The 25078-nt window shown below is 34.0% G+C and carries 37 protein-coding genes; all 37 read left to right on the forward strand.

Going from position 1 to position 25078, the window contains the following annotated elements; translation table 11 throughout:
• The first annotated feature begins 11 nt into the window (after positions 1 to 11).
• The 37 genes from fusA (at position 12) to argS (ending at position 24825) form a co-directional block, all read left to right on the forward strand.
• Positions 12 to 2135, forward strand: coding sequence for an elongation factor G (fusA, locus tag ACYEKI_RS10050; protein ID WP_459211060.1), 2124 nt, complete (start codon positions 12 to 14; stop codon positions 2133 to 2135).
• Positions 2136 to 2146: 11 nt separating this feature from the next.
• Positions 2147 to 2452 carry a 30S ribosomal protein S10 gene (gene rpsJ / locus ACYEKI_RS10055; protein ID WP_010181931.1) on the forward strand — a complete coding sequence of 102 codons (306 nt, stop codon included), beginning with the start codon at positions 2147 to 2149 and terminating at the stop codon, positions 2450 to 2452.
• A gap of 158 nt (positions 2453 to 2610) precedes the next feature.
• Positions 2611 to 3228: a 50S ribosomal protein L3 gene (rplC, locus tag ACYEKI_RS10060; RefSeq protein WP_459211061.1), complete on the forward strand. Its 618-nt coding sequence runs from the start codon at positions 2611 to 2613 to the stop codon at positions 3226 to 3228.
• Complete coding sequence (gene rplD / locus ACYEKI_RS10065) at positions 3228 to 3857, forward strand: 50S ribosomal protein L4 (protein WP_459211226.1); 630 nt, start codon at positions 3228 to 3230, stop codon at positions 3855 to 3857. Before rplC ends, rplD begins: the two co-directional genes overlap by 1 nt.
• Before the next feature lie 6 nt (positions 3858 to 3863).
• Complete coding sequence (gene rplW / locus ACYEKI_RS10070) at positions 3864 to 4154, forward strand: 50S ribosomal protein L23 (RefSeq protein ID WP_459211062.1); 291 nt, start codon at positions 3864 to 3866, stop codon at positions 4152 to 4154.
• 8 nt (positions 4155 to 4162) lie between these two features.
• Positions 4163 to 4987, forward strand: a complete 825-nt coding sequence (gene rplB, locus ACYEKI_RS10075; RefSeq protein WP_459211063.1) for a 50S ribosomal protein L2 — start codon at positions 4163 to 4165, stop codon at positions 4985 to 4987.
• A 6-nt stretch (positions 4988 to 4993) separates the two neighbouring features.
• Positions 4994 to 5275, forward strand: coding sequence for a 30S ribosomal protein S19 (rpsS, locus tag ACYEKI_RS10080; RefSeq protein WP_459211064.1), 282 nt, complete (start codon positions 4994 to 4996; stop codon positions 5273 to 5275).
• An 11-nt stretch (positions 5276 to 5286) separates the two neighbouring features.
• On the forward strand, positions 5287 to 5697 hold the full coding sequence (rplV, locus tag ACYEKI_RS10085; protein WP_459211065.1) for a 50S ribosomal protein L22: 411 nt from the start codon (positions 5287 to 5289) through the stop codon (positions 5695 to 5697).
• An 8-nt stretch (positions 5698 to 5705) separates the two neighbouring features.
• Positions 5706 to 6425 carry a 30S ribosomal protein S3 gene (gene rpsC / locus ACYEKI_RS10090; RefSeq protein WP_459211066.1) on the forward strand — a complete coding sequence of 240 codons (720 nt, stop codon included), beginning with the start codon at positions 5706 to 5708 and terminating at the stop codon, positions 6423 to 6425.
• An 18-nt stretch (positions 6426 to 6443) separates the two neighbouring features.
• Positions 6444 to 6863: a 50S ribosomal protein L16 gene (rplP, locus tag ACYEKI_RS10095; protein WP_459211067.1), complete on the forward strand. Its 420-nt coding sequence runs from the start codon at positions 6444 to 6446 to the stop codon at positions 6861 to 6863.
• Positions 6864 to 6875: 12 nt separating this feature from the next.
• Positions 6876 to 7070, forward strand: coding sequence for a 50S ribosomal protein L29 (gene rpmC / locus ACYEKI_RS10100; RefSeq protein WP_459211068.1), 195 nt, complete (start codon positions 6876 to 6878; stop codon positions 7068 to 7070).
• Between the two features lie 12 nt (positions 7071 to 7082).
• Positions 7083 to 7340, forward strand: a complete 258-nt coding sequence (gene rpsQ / locus ACYEKI_RS10105; RefSeq protein WP_459211069.1) for a 30S ribosomal protein S17 — start codon at positions 7083 to 7085, stop codon at positions 7338 to 7340.
• A gap of 2 nt (positions 7341 to 7342) precedes the next feature.
• On the forward strand, positions 7343 to 7711 hold the full coding sequence (rplN, locus tag ACYEKI_RS10110) for a 50S ribosomal protein L14 (protein WP_459211070.1): 369 nt from the start codon (positions 7343 to 7345) through the stop codon (positions 7709 to 7711).
• 13 nt (positions 7712 to 7724) lie between these two features.
• Positions 7725 to 8039 (forward strand): 50S ribosomal protein L24, encoded by a 315-nt coding sequence (gene rplX, locus ACYEKI_RS10115; RefSeq protein ID WP_459211071.1) that lies wholly within the window; start codon positions 7725 to 7727, stop codon positions 8037 to 8039.
• 2 nt (positions 8040 to 8041) lie between these two features.
• Positions 8042 to 8593, forward strand: coding sequence for a 50S ribosomal protein L5 (gene rplE, locus ACYEKI_RS10120; RefSeq protein WP_459211072.1), 552 nt, complete (start codon positions 8042 to 8044; stop codon positions 8591 to 8593).
• A gap of 2 nt (positions 8594 to 8595) precedes the next feature.
• Positions 8596 to 8865 (forward strand): 30S ribosomal protein S14, encoded by a 270-nt coding sequence (rpsN, locus tag ACYEKI_RS10125; protein ID WP_459211073.1) that lies wholly within the window; start codon positions 8596 to 8598, stop codon positions 8863 to 8865.
• A 66-nt stretch (positions 8866 to 8931) separates the two neighbouring features.
• Positions 8932 to 9330 carry a 30S ribosomal protein S8 gene (gene rpsH / locus ACYEKI_RS10130; protein WP_459211074.1) on the forward strand — a complete coding sequence of 133 codons (399 nt, stop codon included), beginning with the start codon at positions 8932 to 8934 and terminating at the stop codon, positions 9328 to 9330.
• A gap of 23 nt (positions 9331 to 9353) precedes the next feature.
• Entirely contained in the window at positions 9354 to 9896 is a 543-nt protein-coding gene (rplF, locus tag ACYEKI_RS10135; protein WP_459211075.1) for a 50S ribosomal protein L6, read from the forward strand.
• Between the two features lie 10 nt (positions 9897 to 9906).
• Positions 9907 to 10260 carry a 50S ribosomal protein L18 gene (gene rplR / locus ACYEKI_RS10140; protein WP_459211076.1) on the forward strand — a complete coding sequence of 118 codons (354 nt, stop codon included), beginning with the start codon at positions 9907 to 9909 and terminating at the stop codon, positions 10258 to 10260.
• Between the two features lie 6 nt (positions 10261 to 10266).
• The gene (gene rpsE / locus ACYEKI_RS10145; RefSeq protein ID WP_459211077.1) at positions 10267 to 10791 is read left to right on the forward strand and encodes a 30S ribosomal protein S5; all 525 of its coding nucleotides are present in this window, start codon (positions 10267 to 10269) and stop codon (positions 10789 to 10791) included.
• Between the two features lie 12 nt (positions 10792 to 10803).
• The gene (gene rpmD, locus ACYEKI_RS10150; protein WP_459211078.1) at positions 10804 to 10983 is read left to right on the forward strand and encodes a 50S ribosomal protein L30; all 180 of its coding nucleotides are present in this window, start codon (positions 10804 to 10806) and stop codon (positions 10981 to 10983) included.
• 9 nt (positions 10984 to 10992) lie between these two features.
• Complete coding sequence (rplO, locus tag ACYEKI_RS10155; protein WP_459211079.1) at positions 10993 to 11445, forward strand: 50S ribosomal protein L15; 453 nt, start codon at positions 10993 to 10995, stop codon at positions 11443 to 11445.
• A 10-nt stretch (positions 11446 to 11455) separates the two neighbouring features.
• The gene (secY, locus tag ACYEKI_RS10160) at positions 11456 to 12793 is read left to right on the forward strand and encodes a preprotein translocase subunit SecY (protein ID WP_459211080.1); all 1338 of its coding nucleotides are present in this window, start codon (positions 11456 to 11458) and stop codon (positions 12791 to 12793) included.
• A complete protein-coding gene (gene infA, locus ACYEKI_RS10165; RefSeq protein ID WP_010181908.1) occupies positions 12793 to 13008 on the forward strand; it encodes a translation initiation factor IF-1 in 216 nt (71 codons plus the stop codon). The genes secY and infA overlap by 1 nt, the downstream gene beginning before the upstream one ends.
• A gap of 5 nt (positions 13009 to 13013) precedes the next feature.
• Entirely contained in the window at positions 13014 to 13130 is a 117-nt protein-coding gene (gene ykgO, locus ACYEKI_RS10170) for a type B 50S ribosomal protein L36 (protein ID WP_073316873.1), read from the forward strand.
• A 2-nt stretch (positions 13131 to 13132) separates the two neighbouring features.
• A complete protein-coding gene (gene rpsM / locus ACYEKI_RS10175; protein ID WP_459211081.1) occupies positions 13133 to 13507 on the forward strand; it encodes a 30S ribosomal protein S13 in 375 nt (124 codons plus the stop codon).
• Between the two features lie 11 nt (positions 13508 to 13518).
• A complete protein-coding gene (gene rpsK / locus ACYEKI_RS10180; protein WP_459211082.1) occupies positions 13519 to 13902 on the forward strand; it encodes a 30S ribosomal protein S11 in 384 nt (127 codons plus the stop codon).
• Between the two features lie 103 nt (positions 13903 to 14005).
• On the forward strand, positions 14006 to 14611 hold the full coding sequence (gene rpsD / locus ACYEKI_RS10185) for a 30S ribosomal protein S4 (protein WP_459211083.1): 606 nt from the start codon (positions 14006 to 14008) through the stop codon (positions 14609 to 14611).
• 20 nt (positions 14612 to 14631) lie between these two features.
• A complete protein-coding gene (locus ACYEKI_RS10190; protein WP_459211084.1) occupies positions 14632 to 15624 on the forward strand; it encodes a DNA-directed RNA polymerase subunit alpha in 993 nt (330 codons plus the stop codon).
• A gap of 32 nt (positions 15625 to 15656) precedes the next feature.
• Positions 15657 to 16130, forward strand: coding sequence for a 50S ribosomal protein L17 (gene rplQ, locus ACYEKI_RS10195; RefSeq protein ID WP_459211085.1), 474 nt, complete (start codon positions 15657 to 15659; stop codon positions 16128 to 16130).
• Positions 16131 to 16267: 137 nt separating this feature from the next.
• The gene (carA, locus tag ACYEKI_RS10200) at positions 16268 to 17380 is read left to right on the forward strand and encodes a glutamine-hydrolyzing carbamoyl-phosphate synthase small subunit (protein WP_459211086.1); all 1113 of its coding nucleotides are present in this window, start codon (positions 16268 to 16270) and stop codon (positions 17378 to 17380) included.
• Positions 17381 to 17570: 190 nt separating this feature from the next.
• Entirely contained in the window at positions 17571 to 18863 is a 1293-nt protein-coding gene (gene eno / locus ACYEKI_RS10205; protein ID WP_459211087.1) for a phosphopyruvate hydratase, read from the forward strand.
• A 298-nt stretch (positions 18864 to 19161) separates the two neighbouring features.
• Positions 19162 to 20448, forward strand: a complete 1287-nt coding sequence (locus tag ACYEKI_RS10210) for a citrate synthase (protein ID WP_459211088.1) — start codon at positions 19162 to 19164, stop codon at positions 20446 to 20448.
• 63 nt (positions 20449 to 20511) lie between these two features.
• Positions 20512 to 21486, forward strand: a complete 975-nt coding sequence (locus tag ACYEKI_RS10215) for an arginase (protein ID WP_459211089.1) — start codon at positions 20512 to 20514, stop codon at positions 21484 to 21486.
• 69 nt (positions 21487 to 21555) lie between these two features.
• A complete protein-coding gene (gene ctlX / locus ACYEKI_RS10220; RefSeq protein WP_459211090.1) occupies positions 21556 to 22500 on the forward strand; it encodes a citrulline utilization hydrolase CtlX in 945 nt (314 codons plus the stop codon).
• A gap of 4 nt (positions 22501 to 22504) precedes the next feature.
• Positions 22505 to 22930 (forward strand): RrF2 family transcriptional regulator, encoded by a 426-nt coding sequence (locus ACYEKI_RS10225; protein ID WP_459211091.1) that lies wholly within the window; start codon positions 22505 to 22507, stop codon positions 22928 to 22930.
• Positions 22931 to 23049: 119 nt separating this feature from the next.
• Positions 23050 to 24825, forward strand: a complete 1776-nt coding sequence (gene argS, locus ACYEKI_RS10230; protein ID WP_459211092.1) for an arginine--tRNA ligase — start codon at positions 23050 to 23052, stop codon at positions 24823 to 24825.
• Positions 24826 to 25078: the final 253 nt, after the last annotated feature.

Below are 25078 nucleotides of genomic sequence, written 5' to 3' on the forward strand. Positions count from 1 at the left end.
CATATACAGAAATGGCTAGAGATTTAAAATATACTAGAAACATAGGTATTGCTGCACACATTGATGCAGGAAAAACTACTACTACTGAGCGTATCCTATATTATACAGGAGTAAGCCACAAAATAGGAGAAGTACATGACGGTGCTGCAACTATGGACTGGATGGAACAAGAGCAAGAGCGTGGTATCACAATTACGTCTGCTGCTACAACTTGTACTTGGAAATTCCCAACAGAGAATGGTCAGCCTACTAAAGACGCAAAAGGATATCACTTTAATATCATTGATACTCCTGGTCACGTTGATTTTACAGTAGAGGTAAACCGTTCTTTACGTGTATTAGATGGTTTAGTATTCTTATTTAGTGCTGTTGATGGTGTTGAACCTCAATCAGAAACTAACTGGAGATTAGCTGATAATTACAAAGTTCCAAGAATGGGGTTTGTAAACAAAATGGACCGTCAAGGATCTAACTTCTTAAACGTGTGTAAGCAAGTTAAAGAAATGTTAGGATCTAATGCAGTGCCTATCGTATTACCTATTGGTGAAGAAGCTGATTTCAAAGGTATCGTAGACTTGGTTAAAAACAGAGCTATTGTATGGCATGATGAGACTCAAGGTTCTACATTTGATATTGTTGATATTCCAGAAGAATTAAAGGAAGAAGTAGCTGAATATAGAGCGCACTTGATCGAAGAAGTTGCTGCTTATGATGAGAATCTTTTAGAGAAATTCATGGAAGATGAGAACTCTATTACAGAAGACGAAGTGCACGCTGCACTTAGAGCTGCTGTAATGGATATGTCTATTATTCCTATGATTTGTGGATCTGCATTTAAAAATAAAGGAGTTCAATTCTTATTAGATGCAGTATGTCGTTATTTACCATCACCTTTAGATAAAGATGATATTGTAGGAACAGATCCTAATACTGATGAAGAGATTACTCGTAAGCCAGATGTTAAGGAACCATTTTCTGCTTTAGCATTTAAAATTGCTACAGATCCTTTTGTTGGACGTTTAGCATTCTTTAGAACATATTCTGGTAGATTAGATGCAGGTTCTTATGTTTTAAATAACCGTTCAGGAAAAAAAGAACGTATCTCTCGTATATATCAAATGCATGCTAATAAGCAAAATGCGATTGATTTTATCGAAGCAGGAGATATCGGAGCTGCAGTTGGATTCAAGAGTATCAAAACTGGAGATACGTTATCAGATGAGAAGAATCCTATTGTTTTAGAATCTATGGACTTCCCAGATCCAGTAATTGGTATAGCTGTTGAGCCTAAAACTAAAGCAGATGTAGATAAATTAGGATTGGCTTTAGCTAAATTAGCAGAAGAAGATCCAACATTTACAGTAAGAACTGATGAAGCTTCAGGGCAAACAGTTATTTCTGGAATGGGAGAACTTCACTTAGATATCATCGTTGATCGTTTAAAACGTGAATTTAAAGTTGATGTTAGTCAAGGACAACCTCAAGTAGAGTACAAAGAAGCTATTACAGCTGCTGCTGATCATAGAGAAGTTTATAAGAAGCAGTCTGGTGGACGTGGTAAATTCGCAGATATCGTATTTACTATGGAGCCTGCTGAAGAAGGAGTTCAAGGATTAGTATTCGAATCTACTATTAAAGGTGGAAACGTACCTAAAGAATTCGTTCCTTCTGTAGAGAAAGGTTTCAAAGAGGCTATGAAAAATGGACCTCTTGCAGGATATGAAATGGATTCTATGAAAGTTACTCTTAAGGATGGATCTTACCACGATGTGGATTCAGATCAATTATCTTTCGAATTAGCTGCAAAATTAGGGTATAAAGCTGCTGCAAAAGCTGCTAGAGCTGTAATTATGGAGCCAATTATGAAATTAGAAGTGCTTACTCCTGAAGAAAACATGGGAGATATCGTAGGTGATTTGAACAGACGTAGAGGACAAGTAAATGATATGGGAGATCGTTCTGGATCAAAAGTTGTTAAGGCTAATGTGCCATTATCAGAAATGTTTGGATATGTAACTTCATTAAGAACATTATCTTCTGGTAGAGCAACTTCAACTATGGAATTTTCTCATTATGCAGAAACACCTGCTAACATTTCTGAAGAGGTAATTAAAGCAGCTAAGGGTAACGAATAATATCTATTAAAATGAGTCAAAAAATTAGAATTAAATTAAAATCTTACGATCACAATTTAGTAGATAAATCTGCTGAAAAAATCGTAAAGACGGTAAAAAGCACTGGAGCTGTAGTAACAGGTCCAATCCCATTACCAACACATAAAAAAATATTCACAGTATTACGTTCTCCACACGTAAACAAAAAATCTAGAGAACAATTTCAATTAAGTTCTTACAAAAGATTATTGGATATTTATAGCTCTTCTTCAAAAACGATTGATGCGTTAATGAAGCTTGAGTTACCAAGTGGTGTTGAAGTAGAGATCAAAGTGTGATCTAATTAAGAAATAAAAATTAAATTTCGGAATCAGAGATTTAACATCTCTGGTTCTGAATTTTGTTTGTTTATATTTAAATTAATTATTAATCGAGAAATAAACTTTTATTGATAAAGTAATAACATTAAAAGTAAATTTCTCAAATCTAAAATCAAATGTCTGGGTTAATAGGAAAAAAAATCGGCATGACAAGTATCTTTGATGAGAACGGAAAAAACATTCCGTGTACAATAATCGAAGCAGGTCCATGCGTAGTTACCCAAGTCAGAACTGAAGAAGTTGATGGTTATAATGCTATCCAACTTGGTTTCGATGACAAGGCAGATAAGAATGCTACTAAAGCGGCTTTAGGTCACTTTAAAAAAGCTGGAACTTCTGCAAAACGTAAAGTTGTTGAATTTCAAAGTTTTGATGAGGAGTACAAATTAGGTGATACACTTACTGTGGATCATTTTGTAGAAGGTGAATTTGTTGATGTGTCAGGTACATCTAAAGGAAAAGGTTTCCAAGGTGTTGTTAAGAGACACGGATTCGGTGGAGTTGGTCAAGCAACTCACGGTCAACATAACCGTTTAAGAGCTCCAGGTTCTATTGGTGCCGCTTCATATCCTGCAAGAGTATTTAAAGGAATGAGAATGGCCGGAAGAATGGGTGGAGATAAAGTAAAAGTTCAAAACTTGAAAGTGTTAAAAGTAGTTGCAGAGAAAAATCTACTTGTAGTTAAGGGATGTGTTCCTGGACACAAAAACGCTTACGTAACTATTCAGAAGTAATGGAAGTAGCAGTAATTGATATTAACGGAAAAGAAACAGGTAGAAAGGTGAACCTTTCTGATGCTGTTTTTGGTATTGAGCCAAATAATCACGCAGTATATTTAGACGTTAAGCAATACTTGGCAAACCAACGTCAAGGAACGCATAAATCTAAAGAACGTGCAGAAATTGCAGGTAGTACTCGTAAGATTAAAAAACAAAAAGGTACTGGTACGGCTCGTGCAGGTAGTATTAAATCTCCTGTATTTAGAGGTGGAGGAAGAATTTTTGGTCCTAGACCAAGAAATTATTCTTTCAAATTGAATAAGAACTTAAAGAGATTAGCTAGAAGATCTGCACTAAGTATTAAAGCAAGTGAAAGTAATGTTGTAGTAGTTGAAGACTTCAATTTTGATACTATTAAAACAAAGAATTTTACAACTGTTTTAAAATCATTAGGGTTAGATAATAAAAAATCTCTATTTGTGTTGGGTGAGTCAAATAAAAACGTATATTTGTCGTCACGAAATTTAAAGAGTGCTGAAGTTGTAACAGCTTCAGAATTAAGCACTTATAAAATATTGCACGCAAATAGTGTAGTACTTTTAGAAGGTTCTTTGAAAGGTATTGAAACGAATTTAAGTAAATAAGAAGCCATGAGTATCTTAATTAAACCTATTATTACGGAAAAAGCTACAGCTGATAGTGAGTTAAATAACCGTTATAGCTTTGTAGTAAATAAAAAAGCGAATAAGGTAGAGATAAAAAAAGCAGTTGAAGCTGCTTATGGAGTTTCTGTTGATAAAGTTCGTACAATTAACGTCCGCCCAGACCGCAAAACTCGTTATACAAAAACAGGTATGGTCACTGGTAAAACAAATGCTTATAAAAAAGCAATTGTACAGGTGGCGGAAGGTGATGTAATTGATTTGTATAGTAATCTATAGATTAGAAAATGTCAGTAAGAAAATTAAAACCAATCACCCCAGCACAGCGATTTAGAGTAGTAAATGGATTTGACGCAATTACTACTGATAAGCCGGAGAAAAGTTTATTAGCTCCGAAAAAGAGAACTGGTGGTAGAAACAGTCAAGGAAAAATGACAATCCGCTACAGAGGTGGAGGTCATAAAAAGAGATATCGTATTATCGATTTTAAGCGCGATAAGCAAGGAATTCCTGCTACCGTAGCTACAATCGAATATGATCCAAATAGAACTGCTTTTATAGCGTTGTTAAATTACCAAGATGGTGAGAAGCGCTATATCATTGCTCAAAACGGACTTCAAGTTGGGCAAAATATAGTTTCTGGTAGCAATGTAGCTCCAGAAATTGGAAATGCTATGCCACTTAGCGATATTCCATTAGGAACAATTATTTCTTGTATAGAACTACGTCCTGGACAAGGTGCTGTAATGGCTCGTAGTGCAGGTGCTTTTGCTCAATTAATGGCAAGAGACGGTAAGTTTGCTACTATCAAATTACCTTCAGGTGAAGTAAGAATGATATTAGTTAACTGTATGGCAACTATTGGAGCTGTTTCTAATAGTGATCACCAATTAATAGTTGGAGGTAAAGCCGGTAGAGGAAGATGGCTTGGTCGTCGTCCACGTACTAGACCAGTAGCGATGAACCCAGTTGATCACCCAATGGGTGGTGGAGAAGGACGTTCATCTGGAGGTCACCCACGTTCTAGAAAAGGTCTTCCTGCTAAAGGATATAGAACCCGTTCTAAAACAAAAGCGAGTAATAAGTATATTGTAGAACGTAGAAAGAAATAATAAAGCATGGCACGTTCATTAAAAAAAGGACCTTACGTTCACTATAAATTAGAGAAGAAGGTTGCTGCAAATGTAGAGAACAATAAAAAGACTGTTATCAAAACTTGGTCAAGAGCTTCTATGATAACACCTGATTTTGTTGGACAAACGATTGCAGTTCACAATGGTCGCCAATTTGTTCCAGTATATGTGACTGAGAACATGGTAGGACATAAATTAGGAGAATTTTCGCCAACACGTTCTTTTAGAGGACATGGTGCTGATAAGAAAAATAAAGGAAAAAAATAATTTAAGCTATTATGGGAGTTCGTAAAAAAGAAATGGCAGAAAGAATTAAGGCTGAGAAAAAGCAGATTGCTTTTGCTAAACTTAATAACTGCCCTACTTCACCACGCAAGATGCGTTTAGTAGCAGACTTAGTTCGTGGAGAAAAAGTTGAAAGAGCGCTTCATATTCTTAGATTTAATCCTAAAGAAGCATCACGTCGTTTAGAAAAGTTATTGTTATCTGCAATAGCAAACTGGCAGGCGAAAAATGAAGACGCTAGCATCGAAGATGCAGAGCTTATTGTTAAGGAGATCCGTGTAGATGGTGGAAGTATGTTAAAAAGACTACGTCCAGCACCACAAGGTCGCGCACACAGAATTAGAAAACGTTCTAATCACGTAACTATCGTGGTAGGAGCAAACAATAATACACAAAGCAATTAATAAATAGTATGGGACAAAAGACAAATCCAATCGGAAATCGCCTTGGTATCATTAGAGGTTGGGAGTCCAACTGGTACGGAGGTAATGACTACGGTGACAAGCTTGCTGAAGACGATAAGATTAGAAAGTATATCCACGCTCGTTTATCAAAAGCTAGTGTATCAAGAGTAATCATTGAGCGTACACTTAAACTTGTAACCGTTACTATCACTACGGCTCGTCCTGGTATCATCATTGGTAAAGGAGGTCAAGAGGTAGACAAGTTAAAAGAAGAGCTTAAAAAGATTACTGATAAGGAAATTCAGATCAATATCTTTGAAATTAAGAGACCTGAACTTGACGCATTCTTAGTAGCTTCAAGTATTGCAAGACAAATCGAAAATCGTATCTCTTACCGTCGTGCAATCAAAATGGCTATCGCGGCTGCAATGAGAATGAATGCAGAAGGAATTAAGGTACAGATTTCTGGACGTTTAAACGGAGCTGAAATGGCACGTTCTGAAGCGTACAAAGATGGTCGTATTCCTTTATCAACATTTAGAGCTGACATAGATTATGCTTTAGTTGAAGCACATACTACTTATGGTAGATTAGGTGTTAAAGTATGGATTATGAAAGGCGAAGTTTATGGTAAGAGAGAACTTTCTCCTTTAGTAGGATTATCTAAAAAACAAGGAAAAGGAGACAAAGCCGGACGAGGTGGTAACAAATCACGTCGTAGAAAGTAATTTTAAAGTAAATTAAAGATGTTACAGCCTAAAAGAACAAAATTCCGTAAGCAACAGAAAGGGCGTATGAAAGGACTTTCTCATAGAGGTCACGTACTTTCTAACGGTACTTTCGGAATTAAATCACTGGATGCAAATTTTATTACTGCAAGACAAATTGAAGCAGCTCGTATTTCTGCTACGCGTTATATGAAAAGGGAAGGATCTCTTTGGATTAAAATTTTCCCAGATAAGCCTATTACTAAAAAGCCTTTAGAGGTACGTATGGGTAAAGGAAAAGGTGCCGTAGAATATTGGGCAGCAGTAGTAAAACCAGGAAGAATTTTATTTGAGATTAGTGGTGTACCACATGACGTAGCTAAAGAAGCTTTACGTTTAGCAGCTCAAAAGCTTCCTGTAAGAACTAAATTTATAGTAGCTAGAGATTATCAAGCATAATATTGAGAGAAAATGAAACAATCAGAAGTAAAACAATTATCTACAGCTGAATTGCAAGAAGAACTTGGTAAAACTCGTAAAGCGTATTCAGAATTAAGAATGGCTCACGCTATGTCTCCGTTAGAGAATCCTTTACAATTACGTAAAGTAAGAAGATCTATCGCAAGAATGGCTACTGAGTTAACAAAAAGAGAATTAAACGGTTAATTCTGCTGAAAGATGGAAAAAAGAAACTTAAGAAAAGAACGTATAGGTGTTGTTACTAGTAACAAAATGGAGAAATCAATAGTGGTTTCTGAGGTTAAAAAAGTAAAACACCCTATGTACGGTAAGTTCGTGTTAAAAACGAAAAAGTACGTTGCACACGACGAGAAAAATGACTGCAATATTGGAGATACTGTAAGGATCATGGAAACAAGACCTTTAAGTAAATCTAAATGCTGGAGATTAGTAGAAGTAATTGAAAGAGCGAAGTAATTATGGTACAACAAGAGTCTAGATTAAAGGTAGCCGATAACACTGGAGCAAAAGAAGTTTTGACTATTCGTGTTTTAGGTGGTACAAAAAGAAGATACGCCTCTGTAGGTGACAAAATCGTTGTCAGTGTAAAAGAAGCGACTCCTAACGGAAACGTAAAAAAAGGAGCAGTTTCAACTGCAGTTGTAGTTCGTACTAAAAAAGAAGTGCGTAGACCAGATGGTTCGTACATTCGTTTTGACGATAATGCTTGTGTACTATTAAACGCAGCAGGTGAGATGAGAGGGACTCGTGTATTCGGTCCTGTAGCGAGAGAACTTCGTGATAAGCAATTCATGAAGATTGTGTCATTAGCGCCAGAGGTGCTTTAATACATTTTTAATAATGGCAACAAAGCTTAAAATAAAATCAGGAGATACTGTACTTGTTATTGCTGGAGACAACAAAGGAAAACAAGGTAAAGTACAAAAAGTATTAATTGATAAAAATAAGGCAATTGTAGAAGGTATTAATTTAGTATCTAAACACAAGAAGCCTAGTGCAGCTAATCCACAAGGTGGTATTGTAAAGCAAGAAGCTCCAATTCATATTTCTAACTTATCTTTGCTAACTTCAGATGGTAAAGCAACTAGAGTTGGTTATAAAATGGAAGGAGATAAGAAAGTGAGATTTTCTAAAAAATCTAATGAGGTAATTTAGTTATGGCTTATATTCCAAGACTTAAACAAGAGTATAAAGACAGAGTAGTGTCTGCTCTTACAGAAGAATTCAGTTACAACAATGTAATGCAAGTACCAAAACTTAAAAAGATTGTTTTAAGTAGAGGTATTGGTGCTGCTGTTGCTGATAAAAAGTTAATCGACTATGCAGTAGACGAAATGACTACAATCACTGGACAAAAAGCTGTACCTACGATTTCTAAGAAAGATGTTGCTACGTTCAAATTACGTAAAGGTATGCCTGTAGGGGCTAAAGTTACGTTAAGAGGAGAGCGTATGTACGAATTCTTAGACCGTTTAGTTACTTCTGCTTTACCACGTGTAAGAGATTTTAACGGAATTAGTGCTACTGGTTTTGATGGTAGAGGTAATTACTCTTTTGGTATTACTGAGCAAATCATCTTCCCAGAGATTGATATTGATAAAGTAAACAAGATTTCAGGAATGAATATTACTTTTGAAACATCTGCTAATACTGATAAAGAAGCAAAATCATTGTTAACTCAACTAGGATTACCATTTAAAAAGAATTAATTATGGCTAAAGAATCAATGAAAGCCCGTGAGGTGAAGAGAGCTAAAACAGTAGCTAAATATGCTGAAAAACGTAAAGCTTTAAAAGAAGCTGGAGATTATGAAGCATTACAAAAGTTACCAAGAAACGCTTCTCCAGCTCGTATGCACAACAGATGCAAATTAACGGGTAGACCAAAAGGTTACATGCGCCAGTTTGGAATTTCTCGTGTAACATTCAGAGAAATGGCAAACAAAGGATTAATTCCTGGAGTAACTAAAGCTAGTTGGTAACAAACAAAGTAAATTAATTGGTTTTAGGTTCGGAATTTCGAAAACCAAAACCGCAAATTAAATACAATGAATACAGATCCTATTGCAGATTTTTTAACTAGAATTCGTAACGCTAATGCGGCTCAACACAGAGTAGTTGAGATTCCTGCGTCTAAAGTTAAAAAAGCGATTACAAAAATATTATTCGATCAAGGATATATTTTAAGTTACAAATTTGAAGATAATACAGTTCAAGGTACTATCAAGATAGCCCTTAAGTATAATAAACTTACTAAGGAGCCTGTAATACGTGAATTACAAAGAATCAGTAAACCTGGTCTTCGTAAGTATGCAGGAGCAAATGAAATTCCAAGAATCCTTAATGGATTAGGAATTGCTATCGTTTCTACTTCTCATGGAGTAATGACTGGAAAGCAGGCAAGAAAAGAGAATGTAGGTGGTGAAGTACTTTGTTACGTTTATTAACAGTATTAAAAGACAAGAAAAAAATGTCAAGAATAGGTAAAAATCCAGTAACTATACCGTCTGGTGTCACAGTTGATGTGAAAGGAAATGTTGTTACTGTTAAAGGTAAATTGGGAGAATTATCTCAAGAATTTGATGCTATCGATATTAAAGTTGATGGTGATCAAGTAATCTTCGAAAGACCTAGCGATGCAAAAGATCATAAATCAAAGCACGGTTTATACCGTGCCTTGGTTAATAATATGGTTAAGGGTGTTTCAGAAGGATTTACAAAAGAGTTAGAGTTAGTAGGAGTTGGATATAGAGCTTCTAATCAAGGTCAGAAATTAGATCTTGCTTTAGGATTTTCTCACAACATCGTATTAGAATTAGCTCCAGAAGTAAAAGTAGAAACGATTTCTGAAAAAGGTAAAAACCCTATCGTTAAGTTAACTTCTCATGACAAGCAATTAGTAGGACAGGTGGCAGCGAAAATCAGAGGTTTCCGTAAGCCTGAGCCATACAAAGGAAAAGGAGTTAAATTTGTAGGAGAACAATTAAGAAGAAAAGCAGGTAAATCTGCATAATAACTAAGTTATGGCATTCTCAAAAGATTTAAGAAGATTAAAGATAAGAAAGCGTATCCGTGGAACTGTAAGCGGAACAGCGCAACGCCCAAGATTATCTGTTTTTAGAAGTAACAAAGAAATCTATGCGCAAGTAATAGATGATGTAACTGGTAAGACTATCAGTGCAGCCTCTTCTAGAGATAAGGATATTGCAAAATCTGGTAATAAAGTTGAAATAGCAAACTTGGTTGGAAAAGCCCTTGCTGAAAAAGCAATCAAAGCTGGTGTAGAAACTGTTTCTTTTGATAGAGGTGGTTATTTATATCACGGAAGAGTAAAATCATTAGCAGATGGTGCTAGAGAAGCAGGACTAAAATTCTAAGAAATTATGTATCAAAAATATAAAAACGCAGAATTAGTAAAACCAAGTGGTCTTGAATTAAAAGATCGTTTAGTAGGTGTACAACGTGTTACCAAAGTTACTAAAGGAGGTAGAGCATTTGGATTCTCTGCTATCGTAGTAGTAGGTGATGAAAAAGGTGTTGTAGGTCACGGTTTAGGTAAGTCTAAGGAAGTTGCAGAAGCTATTGCTAAAGCAGTAGAAGATGCAAAGAAGAACTTAGTACGAATCCCATTGCATAAAGGAACTTTACCACACGAGCAAAAAGGTAAATTTGGAGGAGCTAGAGTATTATTATTACCAGCTGCGACAGGTACCGGAGTAATTGCTGGTGGGGCTATACGTGCGGTTCTTGAATCAGTAGGAGTACACGATGTACTTTCTAAGAATCAAGGATCTTCGAATCCACATAACGTAGTAAAAGCAACTTTTGATGCTTTATTAAACCTACGTAGTGCTCAGCAAGTAGCTCAGCAAAGAGGGATTACACTAGATAAAGTTTTTAAAGGATAAAAATTAGGAACGATGGCAAAGATTAAAGTAACTAAAGTAAAAAGTGCAATCAATCGTACTAAAAACCAAAAAAGAACTCTTGAGGCTTTAGGACTTAAGAAAATTGGTCAAGTGGTTGAACATGAGGACACTCCTAATATCCTTGGAATGATTAATAAAGTTCAACATTTAGTTTCTGTTGATAAAAAATAAAAGACTAAGATGGATTTAAGTAACTTAAAACCTGCTTCAGGTTCTGTTAGAAGCAATGGGAAACGTTTAGGTCGTGGACAAGGATCAGGAAAAGGTGGTACCGCTGCACGTGGACACAAAGGAGCGAAATCACGTTCTGGTTATTCAAAAAAGATCGGTTTTGAAGGAGGACAAATGCCACTTCAAAGACGTGTGCCTAAATTCGGTTTTAAAAACATTAATCGTAAAGAATACCAAGGAATCAACTTGGATACTTTACAAGCATTAGTGGACGCTGGAAAAATAACAGACACAGTTGATCTTGACGTGATATTAAATACACGTCTAGCAGGTAAAAATGATTTAGTTAAGATACTAGGAAGAGGTGAATTGAAGGCGAAGTTAAAAGTATCTGCTCATAAATTTACAGCCACTGCAAAAGCAGCAATCGAAGCTGCTGGTGGTGAAGCAGTAACCTTATAATTAACAATTCATGAAATTTATTGATACAATAAAAAATATTTGGAAAATAGAGGAATTAAAAAATAGAATTTTAGTTACTCTAGGTTTACTTTTAGTATATCGCTTTGGAGCGCAAGTGACGCTTCCTGCTATTGATGCAACTCAATTAGCTAATCTTAGTGCACAAGCCGATGGTGGATTATTAGGTTTACTTAATGCATTTACCGGTGGAGCATTTTCTAATGCTTCTGTATTTGCACTAGGAATTATGCCTTATATATCTGCATCTATTGTTGTACAATTGATGGGAATTGCAATTCCATATCTTCAAAAACTGCAAAAAGAGGGAGAAAGCGGTAGAAGAAAGATTAACCAAATTACTCGTTGGTTAACTATTGCAATTACTCTAGTTCAAGGTCCAGGTTACATCTACAACTTATTTGTAACTTTACCTAGCTCAGCATTTGTTTTAGAAAGCCAAACGCTTTTTGTTGTATCATCAGTAATCATCATTTCTGCAGGTTGTATTTTTGCAATGTGGTTAGGTGAAAAAATTACTGATAAAGGTATCGGAAACGGTATATCATTATTAATTATGGTAGGTATTATTGCTACTTTACCTCAATCTTTCTTACAAAACTTGTTATCTAGAGTATCTGGAGACGGTGGAGGAATGATTATGGTATTGATAGAATTAGCAATTTGGTTTGCAATTATACTAGGATCTGTATTGTTAGTAATGGCAGTACGTCAAATCCCAGTACAATACGCTCGTAGAACAGCAACAGGAGATTATGAAAAGAACATTTTTGGTTCTCGTCAGTATATCCCATTAAAGTTGAATGCTTCTGGAGTTATGCCAATCATTTTTGCTCAAGCGATAATGTTTATTCCAGCTGCAGTTGCAGGACTTTCAGATTCTGAAACTTCTCAAGGAATTGCAGCAGCTTTTAGTGATATATTCGGATTGTGGTACAATGTTGTTTTTGCTTTATTAATTATTGTTTTTACATATTTCTATACGGCAATTACAGTACCAACAAATAAAATGGCAGATGATCTTAAACGTAGTGGTGGTTTTATTCCTGGAATTCGTCCTGGAACAGAAACTGCTGAATATCTAGATAAGATCATGTCACAAATTACATTACCAGGTTCTATATTCTTAGCTTTTATTGCTATATTTCCTGCAATTGCAGTGAAATTGTTGAATGTACAACAAGGTTGGGCATTATTCTTCGGTGGAACATCACTATTAATTTTAGTAGGTGTAGCGATCGATACTATGCAACAAGTTAATTCATACTTGTTAAATAGACATTATGATGGATTAATGAAAACAGGTAAAAATCGTAAAGCAGTAGCATAATGGCAAAGCAACCAGCAATTGAGCAAGACGGAAGTATTATTGAAGCATTATCAAATGCTATGTTCCGTGTAGAATTAGAAAACGGTCATGTTGTGACAGCACATATCTCTGGTAAAATGCGTATGCATTATATAAAGTTATTGCCGGGAGATAAAGTAAAACTAGAAATGAGTCCTTATGATTTATCTAAGGCAAGAATAACATACAGATACTAAGTATTATGAAAGTTAGAGCATCATTAAAAAAGAGAAGTGCCGAGTGCAAGATTGTGCGTAGAAAAGGCCGTCTTTACGTAATTAATAAAAAGAATCCTAGATTTAAACAAAGACAAGGGTAATTATGGCAAGAATTGCAGGGGTAGACGTACCTAAACAAAAGCGAGGAGTTATAGCATTAACCTATATCTTCGGAATTGGTAGAAGTAGAGCCAAAGAAATTTTGGAAACTGCCAAAGTGGATGAGAATTTAAAAGTTTCTGAATGGAACGATGATCAAATCGGTCGTATCCGTGAAGCTGTAGGAGCCTATACAATAGAAGGAGAGTTACGTTCTGAAATACAGTTGAACATCAAACGTCTTATGGATATAGGATGTTATAGAGGAATCCGTCACAGAGTTGGACTACCTTTAAGAGGACAACGTACTAAGAATAATTCTAGAACACGTAAAGGAAGAAGAAAAACTGTTGCTAACAAGAAAAAAGCAACTAAATAATACCTAGAATAATGGCAAAGTCAACTTCAAAAAAACGTAAGGTAATTGTTGAGTCTTATGGAGAAGCACACGTAACAGCTTCTTTTAACAACATTATTGTATCGTTAACGAATAAAAAAGGAGACGTTATTTCTTGGTCTTCTGCTGGTAAAATGGGATTTAGAGGTTCTAAAAAGAACACTCCTTACGCAGCGCAAATGGCAGCTGAAGATGCAGCAAAAGTTGCAATTGAGGCAGGACTTAAGAAAGTAAAAGTATACGTTAAAGGTCCAGGTAACGGTAGAGAATCTGCTATTCGTTCTATTCACAATAGTGGAATAGAAGTAACAGAAATCATCGACGTTACTCCAGTACCACACAACGGATGCCGTCCACCAAAAAGACGTAGAGTATAATTATTTATATTAAGTAGATCTAAAAAAATAGGGGGAACAAGATTATCGAAGGAAAGAGACCTTAATTCATAATCTCCCCCTTTAATTAATTAATTTATTAGAAATGGCAAGATATACTGGTCCAAAAACTAAAATCGCTCGTAAATTTGGACAAGCGATATTCGGAGATGATAAATCTTTCGAAAGAAGAAATTACCCTCCTGGGCAACACGGAAACAACAGACGTAGAGGTAAGAAAAGTGAATATGCTATCCAGTTAATGGAAAAGCAAAAAGCTAAATATACTTATGGAATTCTTGAAAGACAATTCCGTAACTTATTTGAAAAAGCTACACGTTCAAGCGGAATTACTGGTGAAGTTTTACTTCAACTTTGTGAGTCTCGTTTAGATAATGTGGTATTCAGAATGGGGTTAGCTTCTTCTCGTAGAGCTGCTAGACAATTAGTATCTCACAGACATATCACTGTAAACGGTGAATTAGTTAACATTCCTTCGTACCAATTAAAAGCAGGAGACGTTGTAGGTGTTCGTGAAAAGTCTAAATCATTAGAAGTTGTTGTTAATGCTTTAGCAAATAGCAATAGCGTATATGAGTGGATTACGTTTAATAATGAGACTATGCAAGGTACATTCGTTTCTGTACCAGCTAGAATTCAGATTCCAGAAGCTATCAACGAACAATTCATCGTCGAATTATATTCGAAGTAATAACACTTAGAAGTCACAATATGGCAATATTAAATTTTCAGAAGCCCGATAAAGTTATCATGATCGACTCTACTGAGTTCGAAGGTAAATTTGAATTTAGACCTTTAGAACCAGGATATGGTTTAACCATAGGTAACGCTTTACGAAGAGTTTTGCTATCTTCTTTAGAGGGATTCGCTATCACTTCTTTACGTATTGAAGGAGTAGATCATGAATTCTCTACTATTTCTGGTGTAGTAGAAGACGTAACTGAGATTATTCTTAATCTTAAACAAGTTCGCTTCAAACGCCAAATCGAAGATGTGGATAATGAATCAGTAACAATATCTATCTCTGGTCAAGAGCAATTAACAGCTGGTGATTTCCAGAAATTCATCTCAGGTTTTCAAATCCTTAATCCGGATTTAGTAATCTGTAACATGGATAAAAAAGTTGCACTTAACCTAGAAATTACTATAGAAAAAGGTAGAGGTTACGTTCCTGCTGAAGAAAATAAGAAAGCCAATGCTCCTATTGGAACTATTTTCACAGACTCTATTTACACACCGATTAAAAATGTTAAATACAGCATTGAAAATTATCGTGTAGAGCAAAAAACTGACTATGAAAAGTTAGTTTTTGAAATTAGTACTGATGGGTCTATACATCCTAAAGATGCATTGACTGAAGCTGCCAAAACATTAATTCATCATTTTATGTTATTCTCTGATGAGCGTATCACTCTGGAAGCAGATGAGATTGCTCAAACAGAAACTTATGATGAAGAGTCATTACACATGAGACAACTATTAAAAACTAAATTAATAGATATGGATCTGTCTGTACGTGCTCTTAACTGTTTAAAAGCTGCAGAAGTTGATACTTTAGGAGACTTAGTATCTTATAATAAAAATGACTTAATGAAGTTCCGTAACTTTGGTAAGAAGTCTTTAACAGAACTAGAAGAACTAGTTAATGTAAAAGGACTTAACTTCGGTATGGATCTTTCTAAATATAAATTGGACAGGGACTAATCCATTAAGGAATAGTTAAAAGATTATCGAAAATGAGACACGGAAAGAAAGTAAATCACTTAGGTAGAAAAACTGCACACCGTAAAGCAATGTTAGCAAACATGGCGTGCTCCCTAATTGAACATAAAAGAATAAATACTACAGTAGCTAAGGCTAAAGCTCTTAAACAATTTATTGAGCCTCTTGTAACTAAATCTAAAGAAGATACTACGCACAACCGTCGTATTGTATTCGCTAGATTACGTAACAAATATGCTGTTACAGAATTGTTTAGAGATGTGGCTACTAAAGTAGGAGATAGACCAGGTGGATATACAAGAATTATCAAACTTGGTAACCGTTTAGGAGATAACGCTGATATGGCAATGATAGAGTTAGTTGATTATAACGAGCTTTACAATGTTAATAAGCCAGCTAAAAAGAAATCTACTCGTAGAGGTAGATCTAAAAAAGCTCAAGCTCCTGCGGCTCCAGCTGCTGAAGTTTCTAATTCTGAAGAAGAATAAAATGATAAGTGTTCTATAACACATATAAGAAAAGGATAAGCATTTAATGTTTATCCTTTTTTTTTAACCTATTGAGCAGTAAAACTGCATAAAATTGAGTACAATTTTTTTATTATATACAATACAACACAATTTCAATGAAATATCAATCACGTAAGAAAGCAATACTACTATTAGCTGATGGTACAATTTTTCACGGAAAAGCTTTAGGAAAAGAAGGAAATGCTTTTGGAGAAGTTTGTTTTAATACTGGAATGACAGGATATCAAGAAATTTTTACAGATCCGTCATATTATGGGCAGTTAATGATAGCTACTAATGCGCATATTGGTAATTATGGAACTAAAAGCGATGAAGTAGAATCAGATTCAATTAAAATCGCGGGATTAATAGTTAAGAATTTTAGTGAAGAATTCTCTAGAGTTGCTTCAGATAGTTCATTACAAGAATTTCTTGAAAAAAATGATTTATTAGCAATATCAGATGTTGATACAAGAGCTTTGGTAAGCTATATTAGAGATAATGGTGCTATGAATGCTGTTATTTCTACAAAAGTAGATAGCATAGAAGAATTGAAACAAGAGTTAAAAAATACACCAGATATGAGTGGATTAGAATTAGCTTCAAAAGTTTCAACTAAAGAACCATATTATTTTGGTAACCCGGATTCTGATATCAAAATTGCTGCTTTGGATTTAGGAATTAAGAAAAATATATTAAGACACTTAGGTAGTAGAGGAGCATATGTAAAGGTATTTCCATATAACTCAACTTATCAAGAATTGACTTCATGGAATCCTGATGGTTATTTCTTATCTAATGGACCTGGGGATCCAGAACCTCTTACAGATACTATTGCTACCGCAAAAGAGATTATAGCTAATGATAAACCGTTATTTGGAATTTGTTTAGGACATCAAATTATAGCTCTTGCAAATGGAATTAGTACCTATAAAATGCACAATGGACATAGAGGAATTAACCATCCTGTTAAAAATTTAGAAACTGGAAAAGGTGAAATTACTTCTCAAAATCATGGTTTTGCTATTAATAGGGAAGAGACAGAAGCTCATAATGATATTGAAATTACTCATGTACATTTAAATGATAATACTGTTGCAGGAATCAAGATGAAAAATAAGAACTGTTTCTCTGTTCAATATCATCCTGAAGCAAGTCCTGGACCAAATGATTCAATATATCTTTTTGATCAATTTATTGAAAATATAAAAAAGGCTAAAACAAAATAATAAATATAAAATTTAGACTAAGCTCTATTTTTAAATCGGTAATAAAATGCTATAACGTTATAGTTAATAACTTACCTAAACAAAGTAGTATTTTGTAATAAAATAGGAGAGTTATACATATTAATAAACTAGGTGGTTTTGTATATTGCGCTTTATTAAAATAGATACAATAATTTATTAAACTAAAGAAATGAGTATAATAATTAATGTTCACGCAAGACAAATTTTAGATTCGCGTGGTAATCCAACAGTTGAAGTTGATGTAATTACTGAAAGTGGAGTATTAGGAAGAGCAGCAGTTCCTTCTGGAGCTTCTACTGGAGAGCACGAGGCTGTAGAGTTACGTGATGGTGGAAATGCATTTATGGGTAAAGGTGTTTCTAAGGCAGTAGAAAATGTAAATACAGTGATTGCAGAAGCATTATTAGGATACTCTGTATTTGATCAAAATTTATTAGATCAAACCATGATTGAATTAGATGGTACGCCTAATAAATCAAAATTGGGAGCTAATGCTATTCTAGGAGTTTCTTTGGCAGCAGCTAAAGCAGCAGCAAACGAATTAGGTATGCCATTATATCGTTATGTTGGTGGAGTAAGTGCTAATACATTACCAGTACCTATGATGAATATCATTAATGGTGGATCTCATAGTGATGCTCCAATTGCATTTCAAGAATTCATGGTAATGCCTGTTAAAGCTCAAAACTTTACCGAAGCAATGCAAATGGGAACTGAGATCTTTCATAACTTAAAGAAAGTTCTTCATGATAGAGGTTTAAGTACTGCAGTTGGTGATGAAGGAGGTTTTGCACCTACTTTAGAAGGTACAGAAGATGCATTAGATTCTATTGCTTTAGCAGTTGAAAAAGCTGGTTATAAATTTGGAGAAGAAGTTATGATTGCTTTGGATTGTGCTGCAGCAGAATTCTATGTTGATGGAAAATACGATTATACTAAATTTGAAGGAGAAAAAGGTCAAGTAAGAACAAGCGAAGAGCAAGCAGATTACTTGGCAGAATTAGCTGCTAAATATCCTATTATTTCTATCGAAGATGGAATGGATGAGAATGACTGGGATGGATGGAAGTATTTAACAGATAAGATTGGAGATAAAGTACAATTAGTAGGTGATGATTTATTTGTAACAAACGTAGAGCGTTTGTCTAGAGGAATTGAAAATGGTACTGCTAATTCAATACTAATTAAAGTAAATCAAATAGGTACATTAACCGAAACTATTGCAGCTGTAAATATGGCACATAATGCAGGGTATACTTCTGTTATGTCTCATAGATCTGGTGAGACAGAAGATAATACTATTGCAGATTTAGCTGTAGCGTTAAATACAGGACAAATTAAAACAGGTTCTGCTTCAAGAAGTGATAGAATGGCAAAATATAACCAATTATTACGTATAGAAGAAGAGTTAGGTACTGTAGCATATTACCCAAAAGAAAAAGCATTTAAAGTAAAACAATAACATACTTTAAATTATAATAAATGAAAAGCGGAAAAATCAATTGATTTTTTCGCTTTTTTTATGAAGTAATTATAGCTAAAACTTAAGATGTAGGTAAAGTTCAAAAAGTAATAAAAAAGTATATTTATAGGTCGATTTAAAAGAAGATTTTATTAATCATAAAGAATTTGATAAAAAAATTAAAGAATCTTTAAATTGAATACTTGTAAGGATTAAAATGATCGTTCGATTAATAAGATGTTAACAGTATATTTCGTAATTTAGCAGACCAAAATTTAATAATAATTCAAAATAACATATGTCAAAGATAGCAACACTAGAGATAGACGGAAATAAATACGAGTTTCCTATTATTGAAGGAACAGAAAATGAATTGGGAATCGATATCAAGGCATTGCGTGGAGCAACTGAAGGTGTCATTACAATTGACCCAGGATATAAAAATACAGGAAGTTGTCAGAGTGCAATTACGTATTTAGATGGTGAACAAGGTATTTTACGTTATCGAGGATATGCTATTGAAGATTTGGCAGAAAAAGCAAGCTTTTTAGAAGTAGCTTATTTGTTGATTTTTGGAGAATTACCAAATGCAAGTCAATTAGAAAAATTTGATAATGATATCAAAGCAGAATCTCATGTAGACGAAGAGATGAAGAAAATACTTGATGGATTCCCTAAAACGGCACATCCAATGGGAGTATTATCTTCTTTAACAAGTGCTTTGATAGCATTTAATCCTAGTTCTGTTGATGTTGATTCAGAAGAAGCAATGTACAATGCTATTGTAAAGATCTTAGCAAAATTCCCAGTTTTGGCAGCATGGACTATGAGAAAGCGTATGAGCTTACCATTAGACTATGGAGATGATTCTTTAGGATATGTAGAGAACTTACATAAAATGATGTTCTCTCGTCCAAATAAAAATTATCAAGCAAATAAAATTGTTAATGATGCTTTAGATAAATTATTAATCTTACATGCAGACCATGAGCAAAACTGTTCTACATCTACAGTAAGAATAGTAGGATCTTCGCATGCAGGATTATTTGCTTCATTATCTGCTGGAATTTCAGCATTATGGGGACCACTTCATGGAGGAGCAAACCAAGCTGTACTTGAAATGTTAGAAGCTATTAAAGAAGATGGTGGAGATACTAAAAAGTACATGGGTAAAGCAAAAGATAAAGAAGATCCATTCCGTTTAATGGGATTCGGACATAGAGTTTATAAAAACTTTGACCCAAGAGCAAAAATTATCAAAGTAGCAGCAGATGAAGTTTTAGGAGATTTAGGGGTATCAGATCCAATTTTAGATATAGCTAAAGGATTAGAGCAAGAAGCGTTACAAGATGATTATTTTGTAAAACGAAAACTATATCCAAATGTAGATTTCTATTCTGGAATCATCTATAGAGCAATGGGTATTCCAGTAGAGATGTTTACAGTAATGTTTGCTTTAGGTCGTTTACCAGGATGGATAGCGCAATGGAGAGAGATGCGTTTACGTAAAGAGCCTATTGGTAGACCAAGACAAATCTATACAGGTGAAACTTATAGAGCGTTTAAAGATATTAGCGAGAGATAAAAACATAATAAATAAAAAAATGTCATTTAGTTTAAATGACATTTTTTTGTGAAAATACAACAGATGAAGAACATCAAAATTATCAAGAATAGATCTGATATTGGTGCAGGGACTAGAGGTGCAGATATGGGTATTGATGCTATTGAGATAGCAGCAATAAACTCAAAAAACGATTATTTTAATCGTTTTGATTTTGAAGATGTAAAAACTGAAAATGAAGCAATTTATAATGAAATTGCAGCAGCTACAGAATATAAAAACCCTTATGCTAAGAGAATTGATAGCATATTAAGGCAATGTACAAGATTAAGTGAACATGTAGCGACAAATATAAAAGACGATAATTTCCCTATAGTTATTTCAGGAGATCATTCTTCGGCATTAGGAACAATAAGTGGTATAAAAGCGGCCGATGCTCAAAAAAGAGTGGGAGTAATTTGGATCGATGCACATGCAGATATTCATTCGCCATATACTTCTCCTTCAGGAAATATACACGGAATGCCTTTGGCTGCAGCTTTAGCAAATGATAATTTAGATTGTCAGGTTAATGAAATATCAGAAGAAACTGCTCAGTTATGGAATAAAATGAAGCAGATTGGTGTTCCTGATATTAAAGTACAAGCAGAAGATGTAGTGTATTTTGGAGTGCGTGATACAGAGGAACCAGAAGATAAGCAAATTGATAAGTTAGGTATTAAAAACTATAAGGTAGCAGAAGTTAGATATAGAGGACTAGAAATCTGTGTTAATGAAGCCTTATCTAAGTTATCTAATTGTGATGTGATATATATATCATTTGATGTAGATGCAATGGATTGTGATATGGTTTCTTATGGGACGGGAACTCCAGTGCCAAAAGGATTTGAACCAGAAGAAATCATAGTAATGATAAGACAAATTATGGCCAGTAAAAAAGTAGCTTGTGTCGAATTTGTAGAAGTAAATCCGTTATTAGATTTTAAAGGAAATAAGATGGCGGAGACAGCTTTTAGAATTCTTGAAGAAATGACAGATGCTATCCAAAAACTGTATTAGAATAAAATAATATATAAGATATAAGAGAAAACAAAACCGATAAGGTTTTGTTTTCTTATATTTAGCCATATGGAACAACATACAGATACTATTTTAATGATTCGTCCAGCTAGTTTTAAAATGAACGAGCAAACGGCGGTGAATAATTATTTCCAGAAAGAAATAAAAGATATCTTACCAGAAGCTTTAAATAGAAAAGCACAATTAGAATTCGATTCTTTTGTAGAGAAATTAGAAACTGTAGGTGTTAATGTGATCATTGTAGAGGATACAATAGAACCAGAAACACCAGATGCTATATTTCCTAATAATTGGATTAGTTTTCATCAAAATGGGGATATAGCAGTATATCCTATGTTTGCAGAGAACCGAAGATTAGAGCGAAGAGAAGATATTCTTGAAACTATAGAAAATAGAGGATATCAAATAAATAATGTTGTTGATTATACATCTGCAGAAGGCGAAGCTGTTTTTTTAGAAGGAACAGGGAGTGTAGTATTAGATCGAGTTAATCGAAAAGCATATTGCGCAATATCACCTAGAGCAGATGAAGAATTATTTATAGAGTTTTGTGAAGACTTTGAGTTTACTCCTGTAATTTTTGTAGCTAATCAAACTGTAGAAAATACAAGAGAGGCTATCTATCATACTAATGTGATGATGTGTATTGCTGATCAATTTGCAGTAATATGCTTAGACACCATAGATGATAAAAAAGAAAAAAAGAATGTAGTTTCTCATCTTAAAGGAGATGGAAAAGAAATTATAAAGATTACAGAACAGCAAATGCATCATTTTACAGGGAATATGCTACAAGTAAAAGGAAAAGACAATGTAGCATACTTAGTAATGAGTGAAGCTGCTCATCAAAGTTTAACAAATGAGCAAATAAAAGTTATAGAAAAATATAATAAAATAATTAGTAGTGACTTAACTATCATTGAAACTTGTGGTGGAGGAAGTGCACGATGTATGATGGCAGAAGTATTTTTGCCTAAAAAAAGCGTAAATTAGTAAGATGCTATCAAAAAAAACCAAATACGGATTAAAAGCGTTAACCTATATTGCAAAAAAGAATTGTGATCATCCTGTTTTGATCTCAGAAATTGCAAAGAATGAAAATATATCTCAAAAGTTTCTAGAAAGTATATTATTAAGTTTAAAAAAGACAGGTTTTTTAGGCTCTAAAAAAGGTAAAGGAGGAGGGTATTACCTAATAAAAAAACCTGAAGAAATTACAATGGCTTCTATTATTAGAGTTTTAGAAGGACCTATCGCTATGGTGCCATGTGTAAGTTTAAATTTTTATGAAAAATGTAATGACTGCCCAGACGAAGATGCTTGTACTGTACATAAATTAATGATAGAAGTTAGAGATAGTACCCTTAAAGTATTAGAGAATAGAACATTATTTGAGTTTGTCAAAACCCAAATCGAAGAATAAACAGATGAAAAACCTTATGAATTAATTTCCATAAGGTTTTTTTGTAGCTGTAAAAGGTAAAAGAAGAACAGAGAGACTGTATAAATTCTATTATCTTTGCAGCTTAAATTTTTTGAAAAATGATTTTACAAGAAACCATTTCAGTACATGTTAAAGCAGCTATAAAAGAGCTTTACAATGCCGAATTACCATCGGTAGAATTTCAAACCACTCGCAAAGAGTTTGAAGGGGATGTAACCGTTGTAGTTTTTCCTATGTTACGGGTAGTAAAAGGAAACCCTGTGCAGATAGGAGACGCAATTGGTAGGTACTTAGTGGATCGTGTAGAAGAAGTTTCAGCATTTAATGTAGTTAAAGGGTTTTTAAACTTAGTAATCTCAGATGTATTTTATCAAAATACATTTAAGCAAATTAGAGCAGTAGAACAATTTGGATTTGTTAGTCCAGATGAAAAGGATGCTGTAATGGTAGAGTATTCATCTCCAAATACAAATAAGCCTTTACATTTAGGACATATCAGAAATAACTTATTGGGATATGCAGTAGCAGAGATTATCAAAGCTAGTGGTAAAAAAGTTTATAAAACTCAGATAATTAATGATAGAGGAATCCATATCTGTAAATCAATGCTTGCTTGGCAACGTTTTGGAAATGGAGAAACTCCAGAAAGCACAGGTTTAAAAGGAGATAAGCTTGTTGGTAATTACTATGTCAAGTTTGATCAAGAATATAAAAAAGAGATCAATGAGCTAATTGAATCAGGAAAAACCGAAGAAGAAGCTAAGAAAGAAGCACCTCTATTGATAGAAGCTCAAGCGATGTTAAGAAAATGGGAGGCTGGAGATGAAGAGATTGTATCGCTTTGGAAGAAGATGAATGGTTGGGTTTATGATGGATTTGAAAAAACATATACAGCTTTAGGTGTTGATTTTGATAGTTATTATTATGAAAGTAATACCTACTTATTAGGAAAAGATAATATAGAAGAAGGCTTAGCAAAAGGTATTTTCTATAAAAAAGAGGATGGATCCGTTTGGTGTGATTTAACAGATGAAGGATTAGATGAAAAATTAGTTTTACGTAGTGATGGTACAGCTGTTTATATGACACAAGATATAGGTACAGCTATACAACGTGTGAAGGATAATCCAGATGTAGGAGGAATGATATATACTGTAGGTAACGAACAAGATTATCACTTTAAGGTATTGTTCTTAATTCTTAAGAAACTAGGATATACATGGGCAGAGCATTTATTCCATTTAAGTTACGGAATGGTAGATTTACCTAGTGGAAAGATGAAGAGTAGAGAAGGTACTGTAGTAGATGCAGATGATTTAATTGTTGAGATGGCAGCTACAGCTAAATCTATATCAAAAGAGCTTGGGAAATTAGACGGATACTCTGAAGAAGAAAAAGAGAAAGTTTATAATATCATTGGATTAGGAGCGCTTAAATATTATATATTAAAAGTAGATCCTAAAAAAAGAATTTTATTTAATCCAGAAGAATCTGTAGATTTTCAAGGTAATACAGGGCCATTTATTCAATATACGTATGCGCGTATTCAAGCAATATTGAGAAAAGTAGATTTTGATATAACAGATGATGTAGTACTAACACAATTGCATGAAAAAGAAAGAGAACTGGTAAAACACTTGATGTTATATCCAGAGATCATTCAAAATGCAGCAATAGATAAAAGTCCAGCAATAATTGCTAATTATACTTATGATTTAGTAAAAGCATATAATTCATTCTTCCAGAATGTATCTATTTTTGGAGCTGATACAGAGACAGAAAAAATATTTAGAGTACAACTTTCAAAGGTAGTAGGAGAAACCATTAAATCTGCTTTAGGATTGCTAGGAATTCAAGTTCCTAATAGAATGTAAAACGATTATGTTTTAATAATCTAAAATAGATCAAAAAAAGCTTAGAGATTTTCTCTAAGCTTTTTTGTTATAGGATAGGGTGATTTTGAGGAATTGATTGTTTTTTATGTCATGATTTAGATAATACTAAAAAAAGTAGTCATTTTTTAAGTAAAATTTAGAAGTAATAAAAAGAGTGTACTTATTGTTAAGTCAAAAGTAAGTTTGGATGGAAACTTCTTAAAACAAGAACTTTGTAATTGCTTGTCTTTAC

Source organism: Aquimarina rhabdastrellae (assembly GCA_947387485.1).
GTDB lineage: Bacteria > Bacteroidota > Bacteroidia > Flavobacteriales > Flavobacteriaceae > Aquimarina.

Excerpts from the sequence above, each read along its gene's own strand:
- fusA (WP_459211060.1), top strand. The coding sequence starts at position 12 with ATGGCTAGAGATTTAAAATATACTAGAAACATAGGTATTGCTGCACAC.
- rpsJ (WP_010181931.1), top strand. The coding sequence starts at position 2,147 with ATGAGTCAAAAAATTAGAATTAAATTAAAATCTTACGATCACAATTTA.
- rplC (WP_459211061.1), top strand. The coding sequence starts at position 2,611 with ATGTCTGGGTTAATAGGAAAAAAAATCGGCATGACAAGTATCTTTGAT.
- rplD (WP_459211226.1), top strand. The coding sequence starts at position 3,228 with ATGGAAGTAGCAGTAATTGATATTAACGGAAAAGAAACAGGTAGAAAG.
- rplW (WP_459211062.1), top strand. The coding sequence starts at position 3,864 with ATGAGTATCTTAATTAAACCTATTATTACGGAAAAAGCTACAGCTGAT.
- rplB (WP_459211063.1), top strand. The coding sequence starts at position 4,163 with ATGTCAGTAAGAAAATTAAAACCAATCACCCCAGCACAGCGATTTAGA.
- rpsS (WP_459211064.1), top strand. The coding sequence starts at position 4,994 with ATGGCACGTTCATTAAAAAAAGGACCTTACGTTCACTATAAATTAGAG.
- rplV (WP_459211065.1), top strand. The coding sequence starts at position 5,287 with ATGGGAGTTCGTAAAAAAGAAATGGCAGAAAGAATTAAGGCTGAGAAA.
- rpsC (WP_459211066.1), top strand. The coding sequence starts at position 5,706 with ATGGGACAAAAGACAAATCCAATCGGAAATCGCCTTGGTATCATTAGA.
- rplP (WP_459211067.1), top strand. The coding sequence starts at position 6,444 with ATGTTACAGCCTAAAAGAACAAAATTCCGTAAGCAACAGAAAGGGCGT.
- rpmC (WP_459211068.1), top strand. The coding sequence starts at position 6,876 with ATGAAACAATCAGAAGTAAAACAATTATCTACAGCTGAATTGCAAGAA.
- rpsQ (WP_459211069.1), top strand. The coding sequence starts at position 7,083 with ATGGAAAAAAGAAACTTAAGAAAAGAACGTATAGGTGTTGTTACTAGT.
- rplN (WP_459211070.1), top strand. The coding sequence starts at position 7,343 with ATGGTACAACAAGAGTCTAGATTAAAGGTAGCCGATAACACTGGAGCA.
- rplX (WP_459211071.1), top strand. The coding sequence starts at position 7,725 with ATGGCAACAAAGCTTAAAATAAAATCAGGAGATACTGTACTTGTTATT.
- rplE (WP_459211072.1), top strand. The coding sequence starts at position 8,042 with ATGGCTTATATTCCAAGACTTAAACAAGAGTATAAAGACAGAGTAGTG.
- rpsN (WP_459211073.1), top strand. The coding sequence starts at position 8,596 with ATGGCTAAAGAATCAATGAAAGCCCGTGAGGTGAAGAGAGCTAAAACA.
- rpsH (WP_459211074.1), top strand. The coding sequence starts at position 8,932 with ATGAATACAGATCCTATTGCAGATTTTTTAACTAGAATTCGTAACGCT.
- rplF (WP_459211075.1), top strand. The coding sequence starts at position 9,354 with ATGTCAAGAATAGGTAAAAATCCAGTAACTATACCGTCTGGTGTCACA.
- rplR (WP_459211076.1), top strand. The coding sequence starts at position 9,907 with ATGGCATTCTCAAAAGATTTAAGAAGATTAAAGATAAGAAAGCGTATC.
- rpsE (WP_459211077.1), top strand. The coding sequence starts at position 10,267 with ATGTATCAAAAATATAAAAACGCAGAATTAGTAAAACCAAGTGGTCTT.
- rpmD (WP_459211078.1), top strand. The coding sequence starts at position 10,804 with ATGGCAAAGATTAAAGTAACTAAAGTAAAAAGTGCAATCAATCGTACT.
- rplO (WP_459211079.1), top strand. The coding sequence starts at position 10,993 with ATGGATTTAAGTAACTTAAAACCTGCTTCAGGTTCTGTTAGAAGCAAT.
- secY (WP_459211080.1), top strand. The coding sequence starts at position 11,456 with ATGAAATTTATTGATACAATAAAAAATATTTGGAAAATAGAGGAATTA.
- infA (WP_010181908.1), top strand. The coding sequence starts at position 12,793 with ATGGCAAAGCAACCAGCAATTGAGCAAGACGGAAGTATTATTGAAGCA.
- ykgO (WP_073316873.1), top strand. The coding sequence starts at position 13,014 with ATGAAAGTTAGAGCATCATTAAAAAAGAGAAGTGCCGAGTGCAAGATT.
- rpsM (WP_459211081.1), top strand. The coding sequence starts at position 13,133 with ATGGCAAGAATTGCAGGGGTAGACGTACCTAAACAAAAGCGAGGAGTT.
- rpsK (WP_459211082.1), top strand. The coding sequence starts at position 13,519 with ATGGCAAAGTCAACTTCAAAAAAACGTAAGGTAATTGTTGAGTCTTAT.
- rpsD (WP_459211083.1), top strand. The coding sequence starts at position 14,006 with ATGGCAAGATATACTGGTCCAAAAACTAAAATCGCTCGTAAATTTGGA.
- ACYEKI_RS10190 (WP_459211084.1), top strand. The coding sequence starts at position 14,632 with ATGGCAATATTAAATTTTCAGAAGCCCGATAAAGTTATCATGATCGAC.
- rplQ (WP_459211085.1), top strand. The coding sequence starts at position 15,657 with ATGAGACACGGAAAGAAAGTAAATCACTTAGGTAGAAAAACTGCACAC.
- carA (WP_459211086.1), top strand. The coding sequence starts at position 16,268 with ATGAAATATCAATCACGTAAGAAAGCAATACTACTATTAGCTGATGGT.
- eno (WP_459211087.1), top strand. The coding sequence starts at position 17,571 with ATGAGTATAATAATTAATGTTCACGCAAGACAAATTTTAGATTCGCGT.
- ACYEKI_RS10210 (WP_459211088.1), top strand. The coding sequence starts at position 19,162 with ATGTCAAAGATAGCAACACTAGAGATAGACGGAAATAAATACGAGTTT.
- ACYEKI_RS10215 (WP_459211089.1), top strand. The coding sequence starts at position 20,512 with ATGAAGAACATCAAAATTATCAAGAATAGATCTGATATTGGTGCAGGG.
- ctlX (WP_459211090.1), top strand. The coding sequence starts at position 21,556 with ATGGAACAACATACAGATACTATTTTAATGATTCGTCCAGCTAGTTTT.
- ACYEKI_RS10225 (WP_459211091.1), top strand. The coding sequence starts at position 22,505 with ATGCTATCAAAAAAAACCAAATACGGATTAAAAGCGTTAACCTATATT.
- argS (WP_459211092.1), top strand. The coding sequence starts at position 23,050 with ATGATTTTACAAGAAACCATTTCAGTACATGTTAAAGCAGCTATAAAA.